A 20,261-nucleotide genomic window follows, 5' to 3' on the forward strand; every position below is an offset into this window, starting at 1 on the left:
CGACACGCGTTCATACGCCGTTCGCGTTCCTCTCCGCCGCCTCGACGACGTTGGCGAGCAGCATCGCCCGGGTCATGGGGCCGACTCCTCCCGGCATGGGCGCGAGCCATCCGGCGACCTGGGCGGACTCCGGGTGGACATCGCCGACCAGTCCGTTGTCGGTGCGGGTGATGCCGACGTCCAGGACCGCCGCACCGGGGCGCAGCATGTCCTTGGTGATCAGTCCGGGGGAGCCGGCGGCCGCGATGACGATGTCCGCCTCGCGGACGTGCCAGGCCAGGCCCTTGGTGCCGGTGTGGCACAGGGTGACGGTGGCGTTCTCGGAGCGCCGGGTGAGCAGCAGTCCGATGGGGCGGCCGACGGTGATGCCCCGGCCGATCACGCACACCCGTGCTCCGGCGAGGGGCACGTCGTAGCGGCGGAGCAGTTCGACGATGCCGCGCGGAGTGCACGGCAGCGGAGCCTCGACGCCGAGGACGAGCCGGCCGAGGTTGACGGGGTGCAGGCCGTCGGCGTCCTTGGCGGGGTCCATGCGTTCCAGTACGGCGTTGGCGTCCAAGGGGCGCGGGAGCGGGAGCTGGACGATGTAGCCGGTGCAGGCGGGGTCGGCGTTGAGTTCGTCGATGACGTCCTCGACCTGCCGCTGGGTGGCGTCGGCGGGCAGGTCGCGGCGCAGGGAGGCGATGCCCACCTGTGCGCAGTCCCGGTGCTTTCCGGAGACGTAGGCGTGGCTGCCGGGATCGTCGCCGACCAGGACGGTTCCGAGCCCGGGCGGGCGGCCGGCAGTGGCGGTCAACTTGGCTACGCGCTCGGCCAGTTCACGGCGGATGTCGGCGGCGGTCGCCTTGCCGTCCAGCAGACGTGCGTTCATCAGCGGTCTCCGTTCCCTACGAGTCGGTCCTGTGCGGCGAGTCCGACAGGGAGCCGGGCCGGGCTCCCCCTTGACCGCCGACCGCCTGCCATATAGCGTGCTTACAACTAGTATATCAGTTGCGTGTCACCTCGAAGGAGGCCGCCATGGCAGAGGTCCCGCCCCAGGCGAAATGCGTCGTCATCGGCGCCGGCATCGTCGGCAACAGCCTGGTCCACCACCTGGCCCGGCTCGGCTGGCGCGACATCGTGCAGATCGACAAGGGCCCGCTGCCCAACCCCGGTGGCTCGACCGGTCACGCCTCCAACTTCATCTTCCCCGTGGACCACTCCCGCGAGATCACGGACCTGACGCTGGACTCGATGCGGCAGTACAAGGAGCTGGGCGTCTTCACCGAGTCCGGCGGCTTCGAGATCGCGCGCACCGAGGAGCGCATGGAGGAGCTGCGCCGCCGGATGTCCAGCTCCAAGGCCTGGGGCATCGAGTCGCACCTGGTCGACCCCGCCTTCGTCAAGGAGAAGGTGCCGTTCATCGAGGCCGACCAGTTCATCGGCGCCTTCTGGACCCCGAGCGTCGGCGTCGTCGACTCCCTGCGCGCCGGCACGATCATGCGCGACGGCGCCATCGAGAGCGGCGCGCTGAAGAGCGTGCCCAACGTCGAGGTGCTCGGCATGGACGTCGAGGACGGGCGGATCCGCCGGGTGCGCACGAACAAGGGCGACATCGAGGCCGAGTACGTCGTGATCGCCAGCGGCGTGTGGAGCCCGAAGCTCGGCGACATGGCCGGCATCAAGATCCCGCTGACCCCCGCCGTCCACCAGATGATCTCCGTCGGCCCCTGCCCGCAACTGACCGGCATGCAAGGCGAGATCAACTTCCCGATCGTCCGGGACATGGACACCTTCTGCTACGAGCGCCAGCACGGCGCCGACATGGAGGTGGGGTCCTACGCCCACCGGGCGATCCTGCACGAGCCGGAGGAGATCCCGAGCATCGAGCAGGCCAAGCTCAGCCCGACCGAAATGCCGTTCACCACCGAGGACTTCGACCCGCAGCTGGAGCAGGCCTACGAGCTGATGCCCGAGCTGCTGGGCGCCGACGGCGCGGAGATCCGGTACGCGATCAACGGCCTGCTGTCGCTGACCTGCGACGGCAACCCGATCCTCGGCGAGAGCGAGGTGAAGGGGCTGTGGACGGCGGCCGCGGTGTGGATCAAGGAGGGCCCGGGCGTCGGCCGTGCGGTCGCGGAGTGGATGACCCACGGCCACAGCGAGATCGACCTCGCGCACAGCGACATCGCCCGGTTCTACCCGCACCAGATGCGCCGCGAGCACACCCGGCTGCGTACCACCGAGTCGTTCATCAAGACGTACGGGATCGTCCACCCCGCCGAGCAGTACGAGTCCGACCGCGAGCAGCGGCTCTCCCCCATGCACGAGTCGCAGAAGAAGCTCGGTGCGGTCTTCTTCGAGGCGGTCGGCTGGGAGCGGCCGCAGTGGTACGAGTCCAACGCCGACCTCCTCGAGGTGTACGGCGACCGCGTGATGCCGCGCGAGCACGAGTGGGACGCCCGCTGGTGGAGCCCGATCATCAACGCCGAGCACCTGCGGATGCGCGAGTCCGCGGGCGTCATCGACCTGACCGCCTTCGCGCTCTTCGACATCACCGGCCCCGGCGCGCTGGACGCCGTACAGCGCACCTGCGTCGCGCAGTGCAACGTGCCGGTCGGCAAGGTGATCTACACGCCGGTACTCGACGGCAAGGGCGGATTCCGTTCCGACCTCACCGTCATGCGCCTGGGTGAGGACCACTTCCGGGTCGTCACCGGTGGCGCGCACGGCATGGCGGACAAGAAGTGGTTCGCCGACCAGCTCGGCGACGACGCGTCCCTGGAGGACCTCACCGACCAGGTCTCCACGATCGGGCTGTGGGGCCCGCGGGCCCGCGACATCCTCTCGCAGCTCACCGACGCGGACGTCTCCCACGACGGCTTCAAGTTCCTCAACTGCCGCGAGATCGACCTCGACGGCATCACCGTACTGGCCTCCCGGATCTCCTACGTCGGCGAGCTCGGCTGGGAGCTGTACGTCCCCTTCGACCAGGCCGCCGCGGTGTGGGACAAGCTGCTCGCGACGGGCGCGCCGCATGGCGCCCGCCCGGTCGGCATCGGCGTCTACGTGACCACCGGGCGGCTCGAGAAGGGCTACCGGGCCTTCGGCCACGAGCTCGACGCCGAGCGCACCATCATCGAGGCGGGCATGCAGCGGCCGAAGGTGAAGGGCGCCGACTTCATCGGCAAGGAGGCCTACCTCGCCCAGCGCGCCAGTGAGCCCGCGGCAGTGCTGTGCACGCTGGCCGTCGACGACCACACCTCGGCGTCCGGGGTGAAGCGCTACATGCTCGGCGGCGAGCCGATCCTCACCCGCTCGGGCGAGGCACTGACCGACGGGCACGGGCACCACCCGTACGTCACCGCCGCCGGCTCCGCCCCCTCGCTGGGCAAGCACCTGCTGATGGCGTACCTGCCGCCCGAGGAGGCGCGGGTCGGCAACGAGCTCGCCGTCTCCTACATGGAGGAGCTCTACCCGGTGACCGTGCTCACCAACGACGCCACCCCGCCCTTCGACCCGGACAACGAGCGGATCCGCTGATGGCAGGGCTGTCAGTGGTCGGGCCTGTCGAGACCACGAGAGGTGAACGATGACGAACGTACTGGTCTGCATCAAGCGGGTCCCCGACTCCTCCGGTGAGGTCCTGCTCACCGACGACCAGCAGGGCGTCGACGGGAGGTACGTCGGCTTCACCGTGAGCAACCACGAGAGCTGTGCGGTCGAGCTGGCGGTCCGTACCGCCGAGGCGACCGGCGGTACGGTCACGCTGCTGACGGTCGGCCCGTCCGAGGCCACCGAGCAGCTGCGGGACACGCTGGCGCTCGGCTGCCAGGCCGCCGTACTCGTGGAGGCGGAGCCCTCCCGGCTGGGGCCGGCCGACGTGGCCCGCGAGATCGCCCACGTCGTACGCGAGAAGGAGGCCGCGGGCACGACGTACGACCTGATCCTGCTCGGCAACGACGCCGCCGACAGCGGCGACTTCCAGGTGGGCATCCGGATGGCCCACGCGCTCGGCCGACCGGTGGTCAACGGCGTGTCGACGGTCGAGGTGGCCGACGGCAACCTGACCGCCCGCGGCGACGGCCCCGGCGGTGAGGAGACCTACTCCCTGCCGCTGCCCGCCGTCGCCACCGTCCTCGAGGGCGGCGCGGAGCCGCGCTATCCGACGCTGAGGGGCCGGATGGCGGCCAAGAAGGTCGAGATCGAGACCCGGGCCCTGTCGGCCGAGCCCGCCGGAGCGAACCGGGTGCGGCTGCTGCTGCCCCCGCCCGCGCCGTCGACGGTCGAGGTGCTGGGCGAGGGCACGGAAGCGGCCGCAGCGGTCGCGAACCTGTTTGAGAAGCTGGGGGTGACCCGATGATTCTGGTGCTGGTCGAGACCGAGAACGGCGCCGCGAGCGAGATCTCGCTGGAGACGCTCAACTTCGCCCGCTCGCTGGCGGCCGAGGGCGGCGGCATCGCCATCCGCGCGGTCGTGATCGGCGAGGTCGAGGACCGCGACGCGCTGGCGGCCGAGCTCGGCACCCACGGGGCGGCCGAGGTCCACCACGCGGTGGGCGAGGCATTCACTTCGTACGGCGGTGCCGCTTGGGCGGCGGCTCTGCAGGCGATCCGCGAGTCGACCCGCTCCGTCGTGGTCACCGCCGCGGGCTCGCCGCGCGGCAACGAGGTGCTGGCGCATCTGGCCGCCCGGCTCGACGTGCCCATGGCCGCCAACGTGACCGCGTTCCACGGCCTGGCGCCGTTCGTGGTGACCCGGCAGGTGGTCGGCGGGGCGGCCCTGGAGGAGATGAAGCTCGACCAGCGGCCCGCGCTCTTCTCCGTCGCCGGCCACTCGTGGGCCGTATCGCCGGTGGAGGGCGCGTCACCCGCCGCTTGGGTGGAGGTGACCCCGGAGGTGGCCGAGTCCGACCTCGTATCGCGGGTCGTGTCGACCGGCACCAAGGAGGTCGACCACTCCGGCTCGCTGAAGTCCGCCAAGGTTGTGGTGGGTGCAGGGCGCGGGGCGGGGGGTCCGGAGGGCTTCGGCCCGGTCTCCGAGCTCGCCGGGCTGCTCGGCGGCGTGGTCGGGGTGTCCCGGGTGGTCACCTCGCTGGGCTGGCGGCCCCACCATGAGCAGGTCGGCCAGACCGGCTCCCGGATCAGCCCGGACCTGTACATCCCCTGCGGGATCTCCGGTGCCATCCAGCACTGGGCGGGCTGCGCGTCGTCGAAGACGATCCTGGCGATCAATACGGATCCTGAGGCGCCGATGATGACCAAGGCGAACTATGCCGTGGTGGGCGACATGCATGAGGTCGTGCCCGCGATCATTGATGAGCTCAAGTCGCGTGGGGTGAGCGGGTGAGGCACGCCGGCCTCGCGCGCGGCTGCTGAGTCACTCACCGCCGAGCGCTCCGCGCGACCAGCCACGATGGGCCGTCGATCGTCTGCGGCTCCGTCGTGGCTGGTCGCGCAGTTCCCCGCGCCCCTTTGGGGCGCAAGGGAGCCGCAGCCTCCCGCTCTGACACCACGGGAGAGCCACCCGCGCCACCCCAGCGGCCGGGTCGCGCAACGCTCCACCACGAACCCCGGCCAGAAGACCGTCCTTGAGGAGCCCTGATGCAGATCTTCGCCATCGTGGCGTCGCTGGCGCTCACGCTGGCCGCGCTGTTCGTCCTGGTGCCCGCGGTCCGGAGCATGCTCCGGGTGATCCGGATGGGCGGGCCCGCGAGCCCGGGCCGTACCGACGATCCGGGCGCTCGTACGGTCACCATGCTCAAGGAGACCGTGCTGCACACCCGGATGCTCCAGTGGACCTGGGTCGGCATCATGCACTGGTTCGTGTTCGCGGCGTTCCTCTTCCTGAGCACCGCGGTGGTGGGCGCCTACTTCCAGCTGTTCGACCCCGAGTGGGCATGGCCGATCGTGGGCCACTGGTATCCCTTCGAGTGGTTCAGCGAGTTCATCGGGGCGCTGAGCACGGTCGGCATCGTCTGGCTGATCGTCTACCGGCAGAAGCACCACCCTCGCAGCGAGGGCCGCAGGAGCCGGTTCTTCGGCTCGACGTTCTGGCAGGCCTACTTCGTGGAGTTCCTGGCCCTGCTCGAGGGTGCGGCAATCCTGTTCATACGGGGCGCGGAGTTCCACCTCGCCGACCCTGCGCACGCGACCCGCGCGCACTTCCCGCTCTCGTCCTGGCTCGGTGAAGCGCTCTACCCAGCCGGCCAGGGCACCAACGAGAACCTCGTCTACTTCATCGCGTTCTTCAAGATCGCGCTGGCGATGGTCTGGCTGATCGTCATCGGCCGCAACCTGACCATGGGCATCGCCTGGCACCGGTTCACCGCCTGGTTCAACATCTGGTTCAAGCGTGAAGCCTCGGGCCGTACGGCGCTGGGCGCGGTCAAGCCGCTGACCGTCGGCGGCAAGGCCATCACCTTGGATGACATCGACGACCTCGACGAGGACACCACGCTCGGGGTCGGAGCGATCGAGGACTTCTCCTGGAAGGGCCTCCTCGACTTCACCACCTGCACGGAGTGCGGTCGCTGCCAGTCGCAGTGTCCGGCCTGGCACACCGAGAAGCCGCTCTCGCCGAAGCTGCTGATGAAGGGCCTGCGCGAGCACACCTACCTCAAGGCCGCCGGCCTGGCCGGACACACCGAGCGGGCGCTGATCGGCAAGCCCGACGCGGGCGAGGGCTCGTACAACCCCGAGGGTGGCGACTTCGTCATCGACGCGGACGCGCTCTGGTCGTGCACGACGTGTGGCGCCTGCGTCGAGCAGTGCCCGGTCGACATCGAGCACGTCGACCACATCGTCGACATGCGCCGCTACCAGGTACTGATCGAATCGAACTTCCCCGCCGAGCTCAACCAGCTCTTCAAGTCCCTTGAGAACAGGGGCAATCCCTGGAACATGGCACCGAACGCACGCATGGACTGGGCCAAGGGCCTGCCGTTCGAGGTCAAGGAGGTCGGCAAGGACCTGGAGTCGCTGGAGTCGGTCGACTGGCTGTTCTGGGTCGGCTGCGCCGGCGCCTACGAGGACCGGGCCAAGAAGACCACCCGCGCGGTCGCCGAGCTGCTGCACATGGCCGGCGTTTCCTTCGGCGTACTCGGCAATCGCGAGACCTGCACCGGTGACTCGGCGCGCCGTGCCGGGAACGAGTTCGTCTTCCAGGGCCTGGCCCAGGAGAACATCGAGACCTTCAAGGAGTTCAAGGTCAAGAAGGTCGTCGCGACCTGCGCCCACTGCTTCAACACGCTGAAGAACGAGTACAAGGCCTTCGGCATCGAGCTCGAGGTCGTCCACCACACCCAGCTGCTGAACCGGCTCGTACGCGAGGGCAGGCTGACTCCGGTCGCCCCCGCGGCCGGCGCGAACCAGCGGTCGATCACCTACCACGACCCGTGCTACCTCGGCCGGCACAACCAGGTCTACAGCCCGCCGCGCGAACTGCTGCAGGTGGTGCCGGGCGCTTCGTACGTCGAGATGGAGCGCAACTCGGAGCGGTCCTTCTGCTGCGGGGCCGGCGGTGCCCGGATGTGGATGGAGGAGAGCATCGGAGAGCGGATCAACATGAACCGCACCACGGAGGCCGTCGACACCGGCGCCGACCAGATCGTGGTCGGCTGCCCGTTCTGCCGGGTGATGCTCTCCGACGGAGTCTCAGCCCTCCAGGCCAAGGCCGACGCCCGCGAGGAGGTAGAGGTCCTCGACGTCGCCCAGATGCTCCTCGCCTCGGTCAAGGGCGGGCCCGCGACCGAGCCCGAGAAGGCACCCGCCGCTGCTCCCACCCCCGCGGCAGCTCCGACTGCTCCAGCCGCTGCGGCTTCTACGGAGCCCGCCGCCTCCGGCGCCGCCGGGGCGTCGCTGTTCGCCCAGCCCCCAGCCGAGCCCGCCGCGCCGACTGCCCCGGGCGGCTCGCTGTTCGACGAACCGACAACCGAGCCCGCCACGGCGAGCGCCCCAGGCGGCTCACTCTTCGACGAGGCGCCCGCCGAGCCACCCGCAAAACCGACCTCCGGTGGATCGCTCTTCGACGAGCCCACGACCAAGCCCGCCACTCCGGCCACCTCGGGCGGCTCGCTCTTCGACGAAGCCTCCGCCGAGCCACCCACGCCAGCCGCCTCCGGCGGGTCACTGTTCGACGAACCGACAACCGAGCCCGCCACGGCGACCGCCCCAGGCGGCTCACTCTTCGACGAGGCGCCCGCCGAGCCACCCGCAAAACCGACCTCCGGTGGATCGCTCTTCGACGAGCCCACAACCGAGCCCGCCACGGCGACCGCCCCGGGCAGCTCACTCTTCGACGAGGCGCCCGCCGAGCCACCCGCAAAACCGACCTCCGGTGGATCGCTCTTCGACGAGCCCACAACCGAGCCCGCCGCTCCAGCCACCCCGGGCAGCTCGCTCCTCGACGAAGCCCCGGCCGAGCCACCCGCAAAGCCGGTGTCCGGTGGATCGCTGTTCGACGAGACACCCGCCGAGCGCGCACCCTCCGGCGGCTCACTCTTCGACGAACCCACAACCGAGCCGACCTCCACGCCGACCGCCTCCGGAGGGTCGCTCTTCGACATCCCGGCCGACGAGGCTCCGGCGCCCGCGACCACCGGAACACCGGAGCCGACAGCCGAAGCCACCGCGAAGCCCGCAGCGTCAGGCTCCCTCTTCGACGTCGAGGAGGAGCCGGCAGCCCCGGCCGCTCCCGAGGAGTCGGAACCGGTCGCGGCCACCAGCGGCCGGTCGCTCTTCGACATCCCGGGGGCGACGCCGGCGGCTCCGGCGCCGCCCGCGGAGCCCGTCGAGGAGCCGGTGTCACAGCCCGGGCCGCAGGCCGAGGCTGCGCCGGAAGCCGAGCCGGAGCAGCATGAGGCCCCGGAGAAGCCGAAGGGCCTCTTCGACCTCTGATCGCTCCGACCCGACGAAAGACCGCGTGCCCCCATGCCGGATTCCGGCCATGGGGGCACCGCTCGTCCAGGCTGACGCTGCGTACAACCGGCCAGCCAGGCCGGGCACACACCCAGCGGCCCAGCCACCAGCCGACCGCCCGGTGCACCCGCGAAGGCCGGGTCTCGGCCTGCTCCCAGTCGGTCTCCAACTCGCGCTCGGCAGGCTCGGCGCGGTGGGCAGCCGGTCGCGCCCGATGCGGCGCCGGCCGCGTTTCCAGGTGCGCGGCGGCCCCGCTACGTACACCGCAGCGGGTGCGCGGCAGGTCGGCGCCGCACAGCGAGGCGCAGGCGCCTACCCCGCGCAGACGGGGCCTCGGTCCGGCAGCGCCGAGCGGCGAGCTCGCGAACCGTCAGAGCACGCCGCGGATCTCGCGGGCGAAGCCCGCGATGTGCTCGCGGGTGAGGCGTTCGGCGCGGTCGGCGTCGCCGTCGGCTACGGCTTCGAGCAGGTCCGCGTGCTCGGTGATGTGGTGTGCGAGGTCGGGAAGCCGGTCGATGACCAGGCACCAGATGCGGGTGGCCAGGTTGTCGTAGCGGATCAGTACGTCCTCGAGGTGCGGGTTGCCGGCCGCCTTGTAGATGAGCCGGTGCAGCGACATGTCCTGCCGCATCAGTGCGGTGCGATCACCGCCAGGGCTCTCGTGGCTTCGTACCTCGGCTGCCTTGGCCCGCAGCGCGTCACGCATGGCGCTACTGGCGTGGACGGCGGCCCGCCGTGCCGCGAACGGCATGAGCTGCTCGCGGATGTCGGAGATCGCCCCGAGCTCGGTCACGTCGATGATGGTGGCGAATGTGCCCCGGCGCGGGTACGAGACCACCAGGTGGTCGGTCTCGAGCCGCTTGAGCGCCTCGCGAACGGGCGTACGTCCGACGCCGAGCTCAGCAGCGAGCTGACTGTCGTTCATCGGCTCGCCGGGCCGGATGTCGAGCATGACCAATCGATCCTGAAGGCGCTCATAGGCCAGGTCGGCCAATGACGTCGGCGCCGAATCAGTCGCCGGGGAAACCTCGGTGCTGCTCATCTTTCGGCCGCCTCTTCCTTCGCGCGGGACGTTGGCATCAGCATCCTGGAGCATCCCGGGCCGCTGACATATATCAAATATATCAGCTCACCGGGGTCGACATACTGACTGACTGTACTGACTCCCTGCCCGACTCCCCACGACAGAGGCCGGCCATGCGCCGGCCGACCGCCACCAGCACACCGGCGGACCGCCACCGACACAAAGGAGGGCCCGGCAGGCTGTCTCCACAGCCTGCCGGGCCCTCCTCAGGGGTTACGTCCACACCCCCGGCCGGGTACAACAACAAGCGACCCGGCCGAGCGGCGGCCCCTACTTCAACCAGGCCTCCACCTTGTCCCGGTTGGCGTCGACCCACTTCTTCGCCGCCGCCTCCGGCGCCATCTTGTCCACCGCGATGTACTTGGCCACGGTGTTCTGGTCCTCGTTCGTCCAGGTGAAGTTCTTCACCAGGTCATACGCCGGGCTGCCCGACTCGGAGAACTTCTTGCTGACGATCTTGTCGAGCTTGTACACGGGGTAGTCGCACGCCACCTTCTCCGTGTCGGCGTCGCAACCCTCCTTGTAGTCGGGCAGCTTGACCTTCTTCAGCGGCACCTCGGACATGAACCACTGCGGCTCGTAGAAGTAGCCGATCATCCATTCCTTGTCCTTCTCCGCCTTGCGGAAGGCCTGGATGAGCGCGGTCTCACTGCCCGCGTACACGACCTTGAAGTCCAGCTTCAGGTTCTTGACCAGGGCCTCGTCGTTGGTGACGAACGACGGGTCACCGTCGAGGAGTTGGCCCTTGCCGCCGGACTCGGAGGTCTTGAACTCGGACGCGTACTTGTTGAGGTTGTTCCAGTCGAGGATGTCGGGGTGTTCCTTGGCCAGCCACGGCGGTACGTACCAGCCGATGAGGCCTTCGTTGCCGGTCGGGCCGGCGTCGATGGCAGTCTTCTGGTCGGTGATGTACTTCTTCTTCAGGTCGTCGTGACCCCAGTTCTCGACGACGGCGTCGACCTCGCCCGTGCCGAAGCCCTGCCAGGCGATCTCTTCCTTCAGGTCCTTCTGCGTCACCTTGCAGCCGAGGTCCTTCTCCGCGACGTAGGCGAGGACCGCCGCGTTCGCCTCGTAACCCACCCAGGGGTTGACCGCGAGATTGAAGGTGCTGCACTTGCCGGAGTCGCCCGAACTGCCGGAATCCGAGGAGCTGTCTTCCACGGTTGCACCGCCGCAGGCGGTGAGGGCGAGGCCGAGGGCCGCTATGCCGGCCGCGGCGGCTTTCCAGTGTCTTGCTTGCCTTGCCATGGTGAGTTGCTCCTTACGCGCCGCTGGTACGCCGCGCGGCTGCCTGAGTGATCCGGTCGAACATAACTCCGAGAAGGACGATGGCCAGTCCCGCGGCGAGTCCCTTCCCGTACAACTGGCCCTGCGAGAAGCCGGCCACGACGTCGTAGCCGAGGGCGCCCGCGCCTACCAGGCCGCCCACCACAACCATCGACAGCACGTAGATCAGGCCCTGGTTGGTGGCGAGGGTCAGGGCGCTGCGTGCCATCGGCAGTTGAACCTTGGTGATGATCTGCCAGGTGTTGCACCCGGCGGAGGTGGCCGCCTCCACGGTGGTCGCGGGCACGTTCCGTACCCCGTCCGCGACGATCTTGATCGCGACGGGGGTCGCGTAGACGACGGCGGCGACGATCGCGGTGAAGCGGGTCGCGCCGAACAGTGCGAGGAACGGCACCAGATAGACGAACGGCGGCATGACCTGCGCCGCGTCCAGTGTGGGCCGCAGCAGCCGGTCCACCCGCATGCTGCGTCCCATCCACACGCCCAGGACAACGCCGAGCAACATCACCAGCACGGTGGCGACGACGGTCGACGCCAGCGTGGTCATGCTGTCCGACCACACGCCCGTGCCGAGCAGCAGGCCCACGCACACGGCCGCGGTGAGCCCGGCGCGCCAGCCGCCGAGCACCGTGCCGAGTCCGATCAGCGCCGCGCCGACCAGCCACCACGGGGAGTCGGTGAGCAGCGTCTGGAACGGGTTGAGCAGGCCGTTGGTGAGGGCGTCCCGGAAGGCGTTCGTGACACCCGACAGGTTGTCCTGCGCCCAGGTGGTCACCTCGTCCGCCGTGCGCGCGATGGAACTGCCGATGTCGCCCTCGCCGGGGAACTCCGCCGCCCAGAGATAGGTGTGCGACATGTAGATCAGGACGGCGGTGACCGCCGCTCCCGCCCCCAGCAGGGGCCGCCGCCACTTGAGGAAGCGACCGGCCGAGCCCCGGGCCGAGTCCTCGCGTGCGCTGGCCGCGGTGGTGACCCGGTCCAGCACGATGGCCAGGACGACGATGGCGAGTCCCGCGTTGAAGGCCGTACCGACGTCGAGCGACTGCAGGGCCTGTACGACGGTCTTGCCCAGGCCTGGCGCGTCGATCAGGGCCGCGATGGTCACCATGGCCAGGGCGGCCATGATGGTCTGGTTGATGCCCATCACCACGGTCCGCTTCGACATCGGCAGCAGCACCTTCGTCAGGGACTGCCGCCGGGTCGCGCCGAGCGAGTCGGCCGCCTCGACGGTCGTGGCCGGCACCGTGCGGATGGCGTGCGCGGTGATACGGATGGCCGGCGGGGCCGCGTAAATCAGGGTGGCGATGGTGGCCGAGGCCGGGCCGATGAGGAAGAACAGGGTCAGCGGGGCCAGGTAGACGAAGGTCGGCATCGTCTGCATGAAGTCGAGGAAGGGCGTGATGATCCGGTTGACCCGGTCGGACAGCCCCGCCCACACGCCCAGCGGGATGGCGAACAGCAGCGCCACGCACACCGCGGAGAGGGTCAGCGCCAGGGTGTCCATGCTCTCCTGCCACAGGCCCTGCAGCCCGAGGAAGGTGAAGCCGGCCACGGCCAGCAGGGCGACCCGCCAGTTGCCCACGGCCCAGGAGACATAGCCGGCGATGCCGACCACGCCCAGCCAGCCGATCTGCGGCACTGGGCGGCCCGCGGGCGCCTGGGAGATCAGTTCCTGGACGAAGGTCACCAGGGTGTCGATGACCAGGCGGATCTCGTTGAAGAAGTAGAGGAACAGCGGGTTGGAGTTGCGGTTGGCGCCGATCGAGTCGTTGACGTCGTTGAACCAGCGGTGCAGATCCGTGAGGTCCGCCGCCGCCAGGGTCAGGGTGTGCGTGCCGCGCAACACGGCGAACAGCACCAGCCAGATGACCAGGATCGCGGCGATGACCATGCGCCGGCTGATCCTGCGCACGGCGACGACGGGCCCGGTGTCCGGCGTTTTGTCTACCTGATCCGATTTTTCCGGCTTGTCTATGGCGACGGTCATCACATGTCGCCTTCCTGCCCGGCGACCACCGCGAGGATCTCCTCGTCGCCGACGATGCCGAGCAGCTTGCCGTCCTCGACGACCTTGACCGGCTTGTCGGCCGCCAGCACCGCCCGGGTGGCCTCCTTCACGACGACGTCCGGGCCCATCTCGGGGCCGTCCAGTTCGTCGCCGTCCTCCAGCGGCCGCATGATCCACCGCAGGGTCAGCACATCGCCGCGCGGCACGTCCTTGACGAATTCGCGTACGTAGTCATCGGCCGGGGCGCCGACCAGTTCGTCGCCGGTGCCGCACTGGACCATCTGGCCGTCGCGCATGATCAGGATGCGGTCGCCGAGCTTGAGCGCCTCGGACAGGTCGTGGGTGATGAAGACCATGGTCTTGCCGACCTCGTGATGCAGCCGGATGACCTCGTTCTGCATGTCGCGGCGGATCAGCGGGTCGAGCGCGGAGAACGGCTCGTCGAAGAAGAGCACGTCCGGATCGCCGGCCAGGGCCCGAGCGAGGCCGACGCGCTGCTGCATACCGCCGGAGAGCTGGTCGGGGTACGAGCCCTCGTAGCCGGCGAGGCCGACCAACTCGACGACCTCCATCGCCCGCTTGGAGCGCTCGGCCTTGCTCATGCCGCGGATCTCCAGTCCGAACGCCACGTTGTCGATGACGCGGCGGTGGGGCAGCAGACCGAAGTGCTGGAAGACCATGGAGAACTTGCGGCGGCGCAGTTCGCGCAGCCGCGCGGCGTCCGCGTCGCGGATGTTCTCGCCCTCGAAGACGATCTCACCGGCGGTGGGTTCGATCAGCCGGGTCAGACATCGTACGAGCGTGGACTTGCCGGAGCCGGACAGGCCCATGACGACGAAGACCTCGCCTGGTGACACCTCGAAGTTCACGTCCCGTACGGCGGTGGTGTTCCCGGTGCGGTCCATGAGCTCGCGCCGGCTGAGCGCGCACAGCTCCTCCGAGTCCGGTACCTGCTCGGCCTTCGGTCCGAACACCTTCCAAAGATTGCGCACGGATATGACCGGCGTGCCGTCCGATTCCTGGGGCGTGCCGCTCCGCTGCGGCACCTCGGTCTTTGTTGGGGTCACGATCGACCTTTCTTCGGCGTTCAGCCGCGCAACCAGTACTGCGGCCGGGGTCGGAAGTTCTGCCAGATTTACTCGGGCTCCGCCGGAATGCGTTGCGCATCATGCACCCAATTGCTTGTGGTGGAACACCTTGGCGAAAGCCCAGACATGCGTCAAGGGGGTGACGGATGACGATTAGCTCATCAAGTTGCACAAAACCCACTCGGCCGCGGGTTGTCGTATACGACCTCCGGTGCGCATGCGAGCAGGGCCGACCCAGCTCGTCCAGCCTGCACAGTACCGGCAGCGTGACCTCGTACGCCCCGGCGGACGGTTCCGCGGCACCCGCCGACCTTGAGACTTGGTCCACACCGGCTCCTCGCGGAGCCGGTCGCCCGACGTCTATCCCGTCTACTTCTGTGCGTCGCGGTGGCGGTAGTACGCGGCCTTCGACGGGGCCAGGGGCTTCTTGCCGAGGATCAGATCGGCGGCCTTCTCGGCGATCATCATCACCGGCGCGTAGATGTTGCCATTCGTGACATACGGCATAACCGAGGCGTCCACCACGCGCAGGCCCTCCACGCCGTGCACCCGCATGCTGGCCGGGTCGACGACCGCCATCTCGTCGGTGCCCATCTTGCAGGTGCACGACGGATGCAGGGCGGTCTCACCCTCCTTCGCCACCCAGGCGAGGATCTCCTCGTCCGAGTCCACCGCAGGGCCGGGCGAGATCTCCCCGCCGTTATAAGGAGCGAGCGCCGGCTGGTTCAGGAGCCTGCGCGCGACGCGGACCGCCTCGACCCACTCGCGGCGGTCCTGCTCGGTGGACAGATAGTTGAAGCGCAGCGCCGGGTGCTCGCGCGGATCCCTGCTCTTGATCTTCACCGAGCCGATTGCGTCCGAGTACATGGGCCCCACGTGCACCTGATAGCCGTGACCACCCGACGGCGAGGAGCCGTCATAGCGGACCGCGACCGGCAGGAAGTGGAACATCAGGTTGGGATAGTCCACCTCCTCGTTACTGCGGGCGAAGCCACCGGCCTCGAAGTGGTTCGTCGCGGCCGGGCCGGTGCGGAAGAGCCACTGCAGCCCGATGAAGGGGGCGCGCCACTTCGCCATGTACGGCTGCATCGACACCGGCTGCTTGCAGGAGTACTGGATGTAAACCTCCAGGTGGTCCTGCATGTTCTCGCCGACCCCCGGCAGATCGTGCACCACATCGATGCCCAGGGCGGACAGCTCCTCGGCGTTGCCGATACCGGAAAGCTGCAGCAACTGCGGGGAGTTGATCGCCCCGCCGCACAGGATGACCTCCTTGGCACGCACCTGCTGCACCGCGCCCCGCCCGCGCCGGTACTCGACACCCACCGCCCGCTTGCCCTCGAACAGCACCCGGGTGACCAACGCACGAGTCCTCACAGTGAGGTTGGGCCGCTTCATCGCGGGCTTGAGATACGCCTTCGAGGCCGACAGCCGCCGCCCGCGATGAACGTTCCGGTCGAACTTGGCGAAGCCTTCCTGCCGGTAGCCGTTCACGTCGCCGGTGGGCGCGTACCCCGCCTCCTCGGTCGCCTTCAGAAAGGCGCCGAACAACGGATTGGTCGCCGGCCCGCGCTCCAGCACGAGCGGACCGTCGTGACCGCGGAACTCATCGTCCACATCGGCGGCCAGGCAGTTCTCCATCCGCCGGAAGTACGGCAGACAGTGCGCGTAGTCCCAGCTCTCCATCCCGGCGTCGGCGGCCCAGCGTTCGTAGTCCATGGGGTTGCCGCGCTGGAAGATCATGCCGTTGATGCTGCTGGAGCCGCCCAGCACCTTGCCGCGCGCGTGGTAAACGCGTCTGCCGCCCATGTGGGGTTCGGGCTCGGACTCGTACTTCCAGTCGTAGAAGCGGCTGCCGATCGGGTAGGTCAGCGCCGCGGGCATGTGGATGAAGACGTCCCACGGGTAGTCGGAGCGGCCGGCCTCCAGTACCAGTACGCGGTTGGCCGGGTCCGCGGAGAGTCTGTTCGCCAGTGCGCTGCCGGCCGAGCCGCCGCCGACGATCACGAAGTCGTAGTGGAGGGGAGCCATGGTGCCTCGTCTCGCTCGCGCCGTAGATACGCGAGCATGCTAGCTACGGTAGCGCTATACGCACCAGGTTGCGTGCAGCGCAACCTGCGAAGACTTCGTTTCGTCGCCGTTACTGGAAGTAGCGTTGTTTACTCTGGGTATAGTTGCGTTGTGAGCAACTACAACATTGATACCGGAACCTCAAATTCACATGCTGGCGGAGTGCAGTCGGTCGACCGTGCCATCAGCGTCCTAGAGATCCTGGCTCGCCGTGGCGAGACAGGTGTCAGCGAGGTGGCGGCCGAGATCGATGTTCACAAGTCCACCGCGTTCCGCCTGCTCGGCGCCCTGGAGGCGCGCGGCTTGGTGGAACAGGCGGGCGAGCGCGGCAAGTACCGTCTCGGCTTCGGCATCGTACGGCTGGCCGGAGCGGTCACGGGACGCATCGACATCACCCAACAGGGCCGCCCGGTCTGCGAGGACCTCGCCGAGGAGCTCGGAGAGACCGTCAACATCGCGGTGCGGCAGGAGCATTACGCGGTGAACCTCTACCAGGTGCGCGGCCCGGGTGCCGTCACCGCACAGAACTGGGTCGGCCAACTGACCCCGCTGCACGCCACATCGAGCGGCAAGATCCTGCTGGCGTACCTGCCCACCAAGGACCGCGCGGCGATACTGGCCACCTCCGGCCTGAAGAAGGTCACCGAGCACACCATCACCGCGAAGACGAAGCTCGAGAAGAACCTCGCCGAAATCCGGGAGACCGGCTACGCCTGGGCCCTGGAGGAGTTGGAGCTCGGCCTGCACGCCATGGCCGCCCCGATCCGCAACCGGGACGGAGAGGTCGTCGCGGCGCTGAGCGCGTCCGGGCCGGCGTACCGGCTGAGCAAGGAGCGCCTGCACGAGCTCGCTCCCGTGCTGATCAAGGGGGCGGAGGAGATCAGTCACCGCATGGGGTACCTGGGCTGAGTGGCCCGTACGACATCGAAGTGGGCCGCACAGGCGGCCGTCGCCGCTACTGCGACTGCGCTGATCCCAGGCGCTCGTGCACCCAGTCGTGGAAGAGACCGATGTGGTGCTCGCTGGGCACCAGCACGCCCCCCTTGGCGTACAGCCGGGAGTTCATCCCGGGCTGGGTGCGCTCGCAGGCGTCGAAGTCCTGCCGGTTGACGCGGTCGAAGAGCTCCACGGACCGGCTGACGTCCTTGCCGCTCTCGACGACATGGGGGAGGTAGAGCCAGTCGCACTCGACGATCGTGCGGTCGACGGCCACCGGGAACATGCGGTGGAAGATCACGTGGTCGGGTACGAGGTTGATGAAGACCTGCGGCCTGACGGTGATCGCGTAGTAGCGGCGGTCCTGGTCCTCGGCGACGCCCGGGATGCGGTCCAGGCCCTCGCTGCCGTCGACGGTGAAGCCCTGGACCTCCGTACCGAACTCGGCGCCGTGACCGACGTAGTACTGGGCGGCGAAGCCGTCGGCGAACTCGGGGAGCACCTCGGTCAGTTCGGGGTGGATCGTGGCGCAGTGGTAGCACTCCATGAAGTTCTCGATGATGAGCTTCCAGTTGGCCTTCACGTCGTACACGATCCGCTTGCCGACCGAGAGGGCCGCGATGTCGTAGCGCTCGATCGCCTCGGCGTCGCCGAGGCGGCTGACGACATCGCCGATGACGTCCTCCTCGAAGGAGGGCGGGTTCTCCGCCAGACAGACCCACACGTAGCCGAGCCATTCGCGGACTGCGACGCTCACCAGGCCGTACTCGGCGCGGCCGACGTCGGGCATCTTGGTGAGGTTGGGCGCCGCGACGAGCTTGCCGTCCAGGCCGTAGGTCCAGGCGTGGTACGGGCACTGGAAGGCCCGCTTGACCTCGCCGCTCTCCTCCGTGCAGAGCCGCGCTCCGCGGTGCCGGCAGACGTTGAAGTAGGCCCGTACGGAACTGTCTCTGGCGCGGGTGACCAGGATGCTCTCGCGCCCCACGTCGACGGTCCGGAAGGCGCCGGGCTTCGCCAGGTCGGAGGAGCGCGCGACGCAGAACCACATGGTCTCGAAGATGCGCTCCTGCTCCTGGGCGAAGACCTCGGGGTCGGTGTAGGAGGAGCCGGGGAGGGTGGCGATCAGGCTGTTGGGCAGGCTGGTCGAGGTCACGGTGCACTCCTCGGAGGACGTCGCGGATCGGTCATTCACGCGCCGGGAAGAGCGACTCCGGACGGCGTTGTGTATGAAGCAACGCTGCGCGCTATATGAAACCGCAGCATGGGACGCCGCACGGGCGGTGTCAAGATGTTGTGCGAGCGAGTTGCTTGCGCCAGCGGGTGAACAGCCGCGGCTGGTTCATCCCGAGCGCGGCGACCGGCTCACCGGCACGCCGGTAGACGGCCAGGACGTTGCGCTCGTCCGCCGTGCCTTCCTCGATCGTCACGCTGTCGGCGCCGGCCGCATGACCGGCGAACTGGATCTTCACGCCGTACTGATCGGACCAGAAGTACGGCGGCCGGGGCACGCCCGGTTCCGTCGCGCCCCAGGACAGGAGCGTCGCGATGGCCGCGTCGGGGCGTTCGCGCGCACCGGTCCAGTGCTCGACGCGGCGATGCGCCCCTGCACGGGGGTCGTACCAGTTGGCGCAGTCGCCGACCGCGACCACACCGGCCAGGCTGGTGCGGCCGTCCGCACCGCACTTGACGCCGTTGTCGAGCTCGACGCCGGAGCCTTCCAGCCACTCGACGCACGGCCGTGCGCCCACACCGACCACGACGATGTCGGCGGGAACGCTGCGCCCGTCCTCGAGCAGGACCGCGTCCACCCGGCGCTCACCGCTCAGCCCCTTGACGCCCACACCGCACAACAGCCGTACGCCGTGATCCGCATGGAGCCCGGAGACGATGGCACCCATGGTCTCGCCGAGCGGTCCGGCGAGCGGCGTCGGGGCCGCCTCGACCACCGTCACGTCGAGCCCGAGGGCGTACGCGGTGGAGGCGACCTCGGCGCCGACGAATCCGCCGCCGATCACCACCAGCCGTCCGCCACCTGCCAGTTCCTCGCGTAGCGCGCGGGCGTCGTCCAGGGTGCGCAGGACGTGCACTCCGGCCAGGCCCTCGGAGCCGGGCAGGGTGCGCGCGGCGGCGCCGGTCGCGATGACGATGCCGTCGGCGCGGACCTCACGCCCGTCGGCGAGCTGGACGGCACGGTCCGTACGGTCGAGTCCGGTGGCGCGGACGCCGAGCAGCCACTCGGCCCCCAGGTCCTCGTCGTCCATCTCCAGCACGAGTTCCGCTTCGCCGACCGTGCCGGCCAGGAACTCCTTGGACAGCGGCGGCCTGTCGTACGGGCGGTGGGGTTCGTCTCCGATGACGACCAGCCGCCCGTCGTAGCCCTGCTTCCGCAGTGAGCGCGCCGCCGAAAGGCCGGCCAGCGAGGCGCCCACCACGGCCACCGTCCTCACGTGACGGATCCGGCGAGCTTGCGCGCGACGCAGTGCGGCAGGTTGGGGGCGGCCGTGGACACCTTCACATAGACCATGCCGTTGTCCACGACGACCTCGTGGGTACGGACGGGGAGCTTGGCCGGCGGGGCGTCGACCTCACCGGTCTTCAGGTTGAACTTCGAGGCGTGCAGGGGGCATTCCACCCAGCAGTCCTCCACCCAGCCGTCGGCAAGCGAGGCGTCCTGGTGGGTGCACGTGTCGTCGATGGCGAAAAGCTCGCCGTCCTCGGTGTGGAACACCGTGACGGGCGGGTCGATCTCGAGCCGGAAAGCCTCTCCTCGCGGGAGATCCGCCAGAGGGCACGCGGGAATCATCATGACCACCTCGGTGCGTATAGCGAAACGGATTGCGGTTAGCGCAACCTCAGTTTGGGGTCGCCCAAGAACCGCTGTCAAGGCATTC

At 69.1% G+C, this 20,261-nt stretch carries 13 protein-coding genes and 1 pseudogene; 5 read left to right on the forward strand and 9 right to left on the reverse strand.

What is annotated here, in order from left to right; genetic code table 11:
• Positions 1-10 precede the first annotated feature (10 nt).
• Positions 11-871: a bifunctional methylenetetrahydrofolate dehydrogenase/methenyltetrahydrofolate cyclohydrolase gene (locus OHT21_RS05300; protein ID WP_328767053.1), complete on the reverse strand. Its 861-nt coding sequence runs from the start codon at positions 869-871 to the stop codon at positions 11-13.
• A 146-nt stretch (positions 872-1,017) separates the two neighbouring features.
• Here OHT21_RS05300 and OHT21_RS05305 point away from each other — a divergent pair, with 146 nt between their 5' ends.
• The 4 genes and pseudogenes from OHT21_RS05305 to OHT21_RS05320 all read left to right on the forward strand — a co-directional run.
• Complete coding sequence (locus OHT21_RS05305) at positions 1,018-3,522, forward strand: GcvT family protein (protein ID WP_328767054.1); 2,505 nt, start codon at positions 1,018-1,020, stop codon at positions 3,520-3,522.
• 49 nt (positions 3,523-3,571) lie between these two features.
• Positions 3,572-4,342, forward strand: coding sequence for an electron transfer flavoprotein subunit beta/FixA family protein (locus OHT21_RS05310; RefSeq protein ID WP_328767055.1), 771 nt, complete (start codon positions 3,572-3,574; stop codon positions 4,340-4,342).
• Complete coding sequence (locus tag OHT21_RS05315; protein ID WP_328767057.1) at positions 4,339-5,328, forward strand: electron transfer flavoprotein subunit alpha/FixB family protein; 990 nt, start codon at positions 4,339-4,341, stop codon at positions 5,326-5,328. The genes OHT21_RS05310 and OHT21_RS05315 overlap by 4 nt, the downstream gene beginning before the upstream one ends.
• A gap of 254 nt (positions 5,329-5,582) precedes the next feature.
• Positions 5,583-7,769 (forward strand): annotated as a pseudogene (locus OHT21_RS05320) ((Fe-S)-binding protein); the annotation flags it as partial.
• A 1,498-nt stretch (positions 7,770-9,267) separates the two neighbouring features.
• Here the strand turns inward: OHT21_RS05320 and OHT21_RS05325 are convergent.
• The 5 genes from OHT21_RS05325 to betA all read right to left on the reverse strand — a co-directional run bounded on the left by OHT21_RS05325 (position 9,268) and on the right by betA (position 16,395).
• Positions 9,268-9,939 (reverse strand): GntR family transcriptional regulator, encoded by a 672-nt coding sequence (locus OHT21_RS05325; RefSeq protein ID WP_328767059.1) that lies wholly within the window; start codon positions 9,937-9,939, stop codon positions 9,268-9,270.
• Between the two features lie 312 nt (positions 9,940-10,251).
• Entirely contained in the window at positions 10,252-11,229 is a 978-nt protein-coding gene (locus OHT21_RS05330) for an ABC transporter substrate-binding protein (RefSeq protein WP_328767060.1), read from the reverse strand.
• Positions 11,230-11,242: 13 nt separating this feature from the next.
• Positions 11,243-13,255, reverse strand: coding sequence for an ABC transporter permease (locus OHT21_RS05335; RefSeq protein WP_328767061.1), 2,013 nt, complete (start codon positions 13,253-13,255; stop codon positions 11,243-11,245).
• Positions 13,255-14,343: a quaternary amine ABC transporter ATP-binding protein gene (locus OHT21_RS05340; protein WP_328767062.1), complete on the reverse strand. Its 1,089-nt coding sequence runs from the start codon at positions 14,341-14,343 to the stop codon at positions 13,255-13,257. Before OHT21_RS05340 ends, OHT21_RS05335 begins: the two co-directional genes overlap by 1 nt.
• A gap of 390 nt (positions 14,344-14,733) precedes the next feature.
• On the reverse strand, positions 14,734-16,395 hold the full coding sequence (betA, locus tag OHT21_RS05345) for a choline dehydrogenase (RefSeq protein WP_328767063.1): 1,662 nt from the start codon (positions 16,393-16,395) through the stop codon (positions 14,734-14,736).
• Positions 16,396-16,596: 201 nt separating this feature from the next.
• Between betA and OHT21_RS05350 the strand changes: the two genes are divergently transcribed.
• A complete protein-coding gene (locus OHT21_RS05350) occupies positions 16,597-17,343 on the forward strand; it encodes an IclR family transcriptional regulator (RefSeq protein ID WP_328767064.1) in 747 nt (248 codons plus the stop codon).
• Positions 17,344-17,389: 46 nt separating this feature from the next.
• Here OHT21_RS05350 and OHT21_RS05355 read toward each other — a convergent pair whose 3' ends face one another.
• The 3 genes from OHT21_RS05355 to OHT21_RS05365 form a co-directional block, all read right to left on the reverse strand.
• Positions 17,390-18,523, reverse strand: a complete 1,134-nt coding sequence (locus tag OHT21_RS05355) for an aromatic ring-hydroxylating oxygenase subunit alpha (protein ID WP_328767065.1) — start codon at positions 18,521-18,523, stop codon at positions 17,390-17,392.
• A gap of 130 nt (positions 18,524-18,653) precedes the next feature.
• On the reverse strand, positions 18,654-19,817 hold the full coding sequence (locus OHT21_RS05360) for an NAD(P)/FAD-dependent oxidoreductase (protein ID WP_328767066.1): 1,164 nt from the start codon (positions 19,815-19,817) through the stop codon (positions 18,654-18,656).
• The gene (locus tag OHT21_RS05365; RefSeq protein ID WP_328767067.1) at positions 19,814-20,176 is read right to left on the reverse strand and encodes a bifunctional 3-phenylpropionate/cinnamic acid dioxygenase ferredoxin subunit; all 363 of its coding nucleotides are present in this window, start codon (positions 20,174-20,176) and stop codon (positions 19,814-19,816) included. The genes OHT21_RS05360 and OHT21_RS05365 overlap by 4 nt, the downstream gene beginning before the upstream one ends.
• Between the last annotated feature and the right edge of the window lie 85 nt (positions 20,177-20,261).

The sequence above is a fragment of the Streptomyces sp. NBC_00286 genome (assembly GCF_036173125.1).
Taxonomy (GTDB): Bacteria; Actinomycetota; Actinomycetes; order Streptomycetales; family Streptomycetaceae; genus Streptomyces.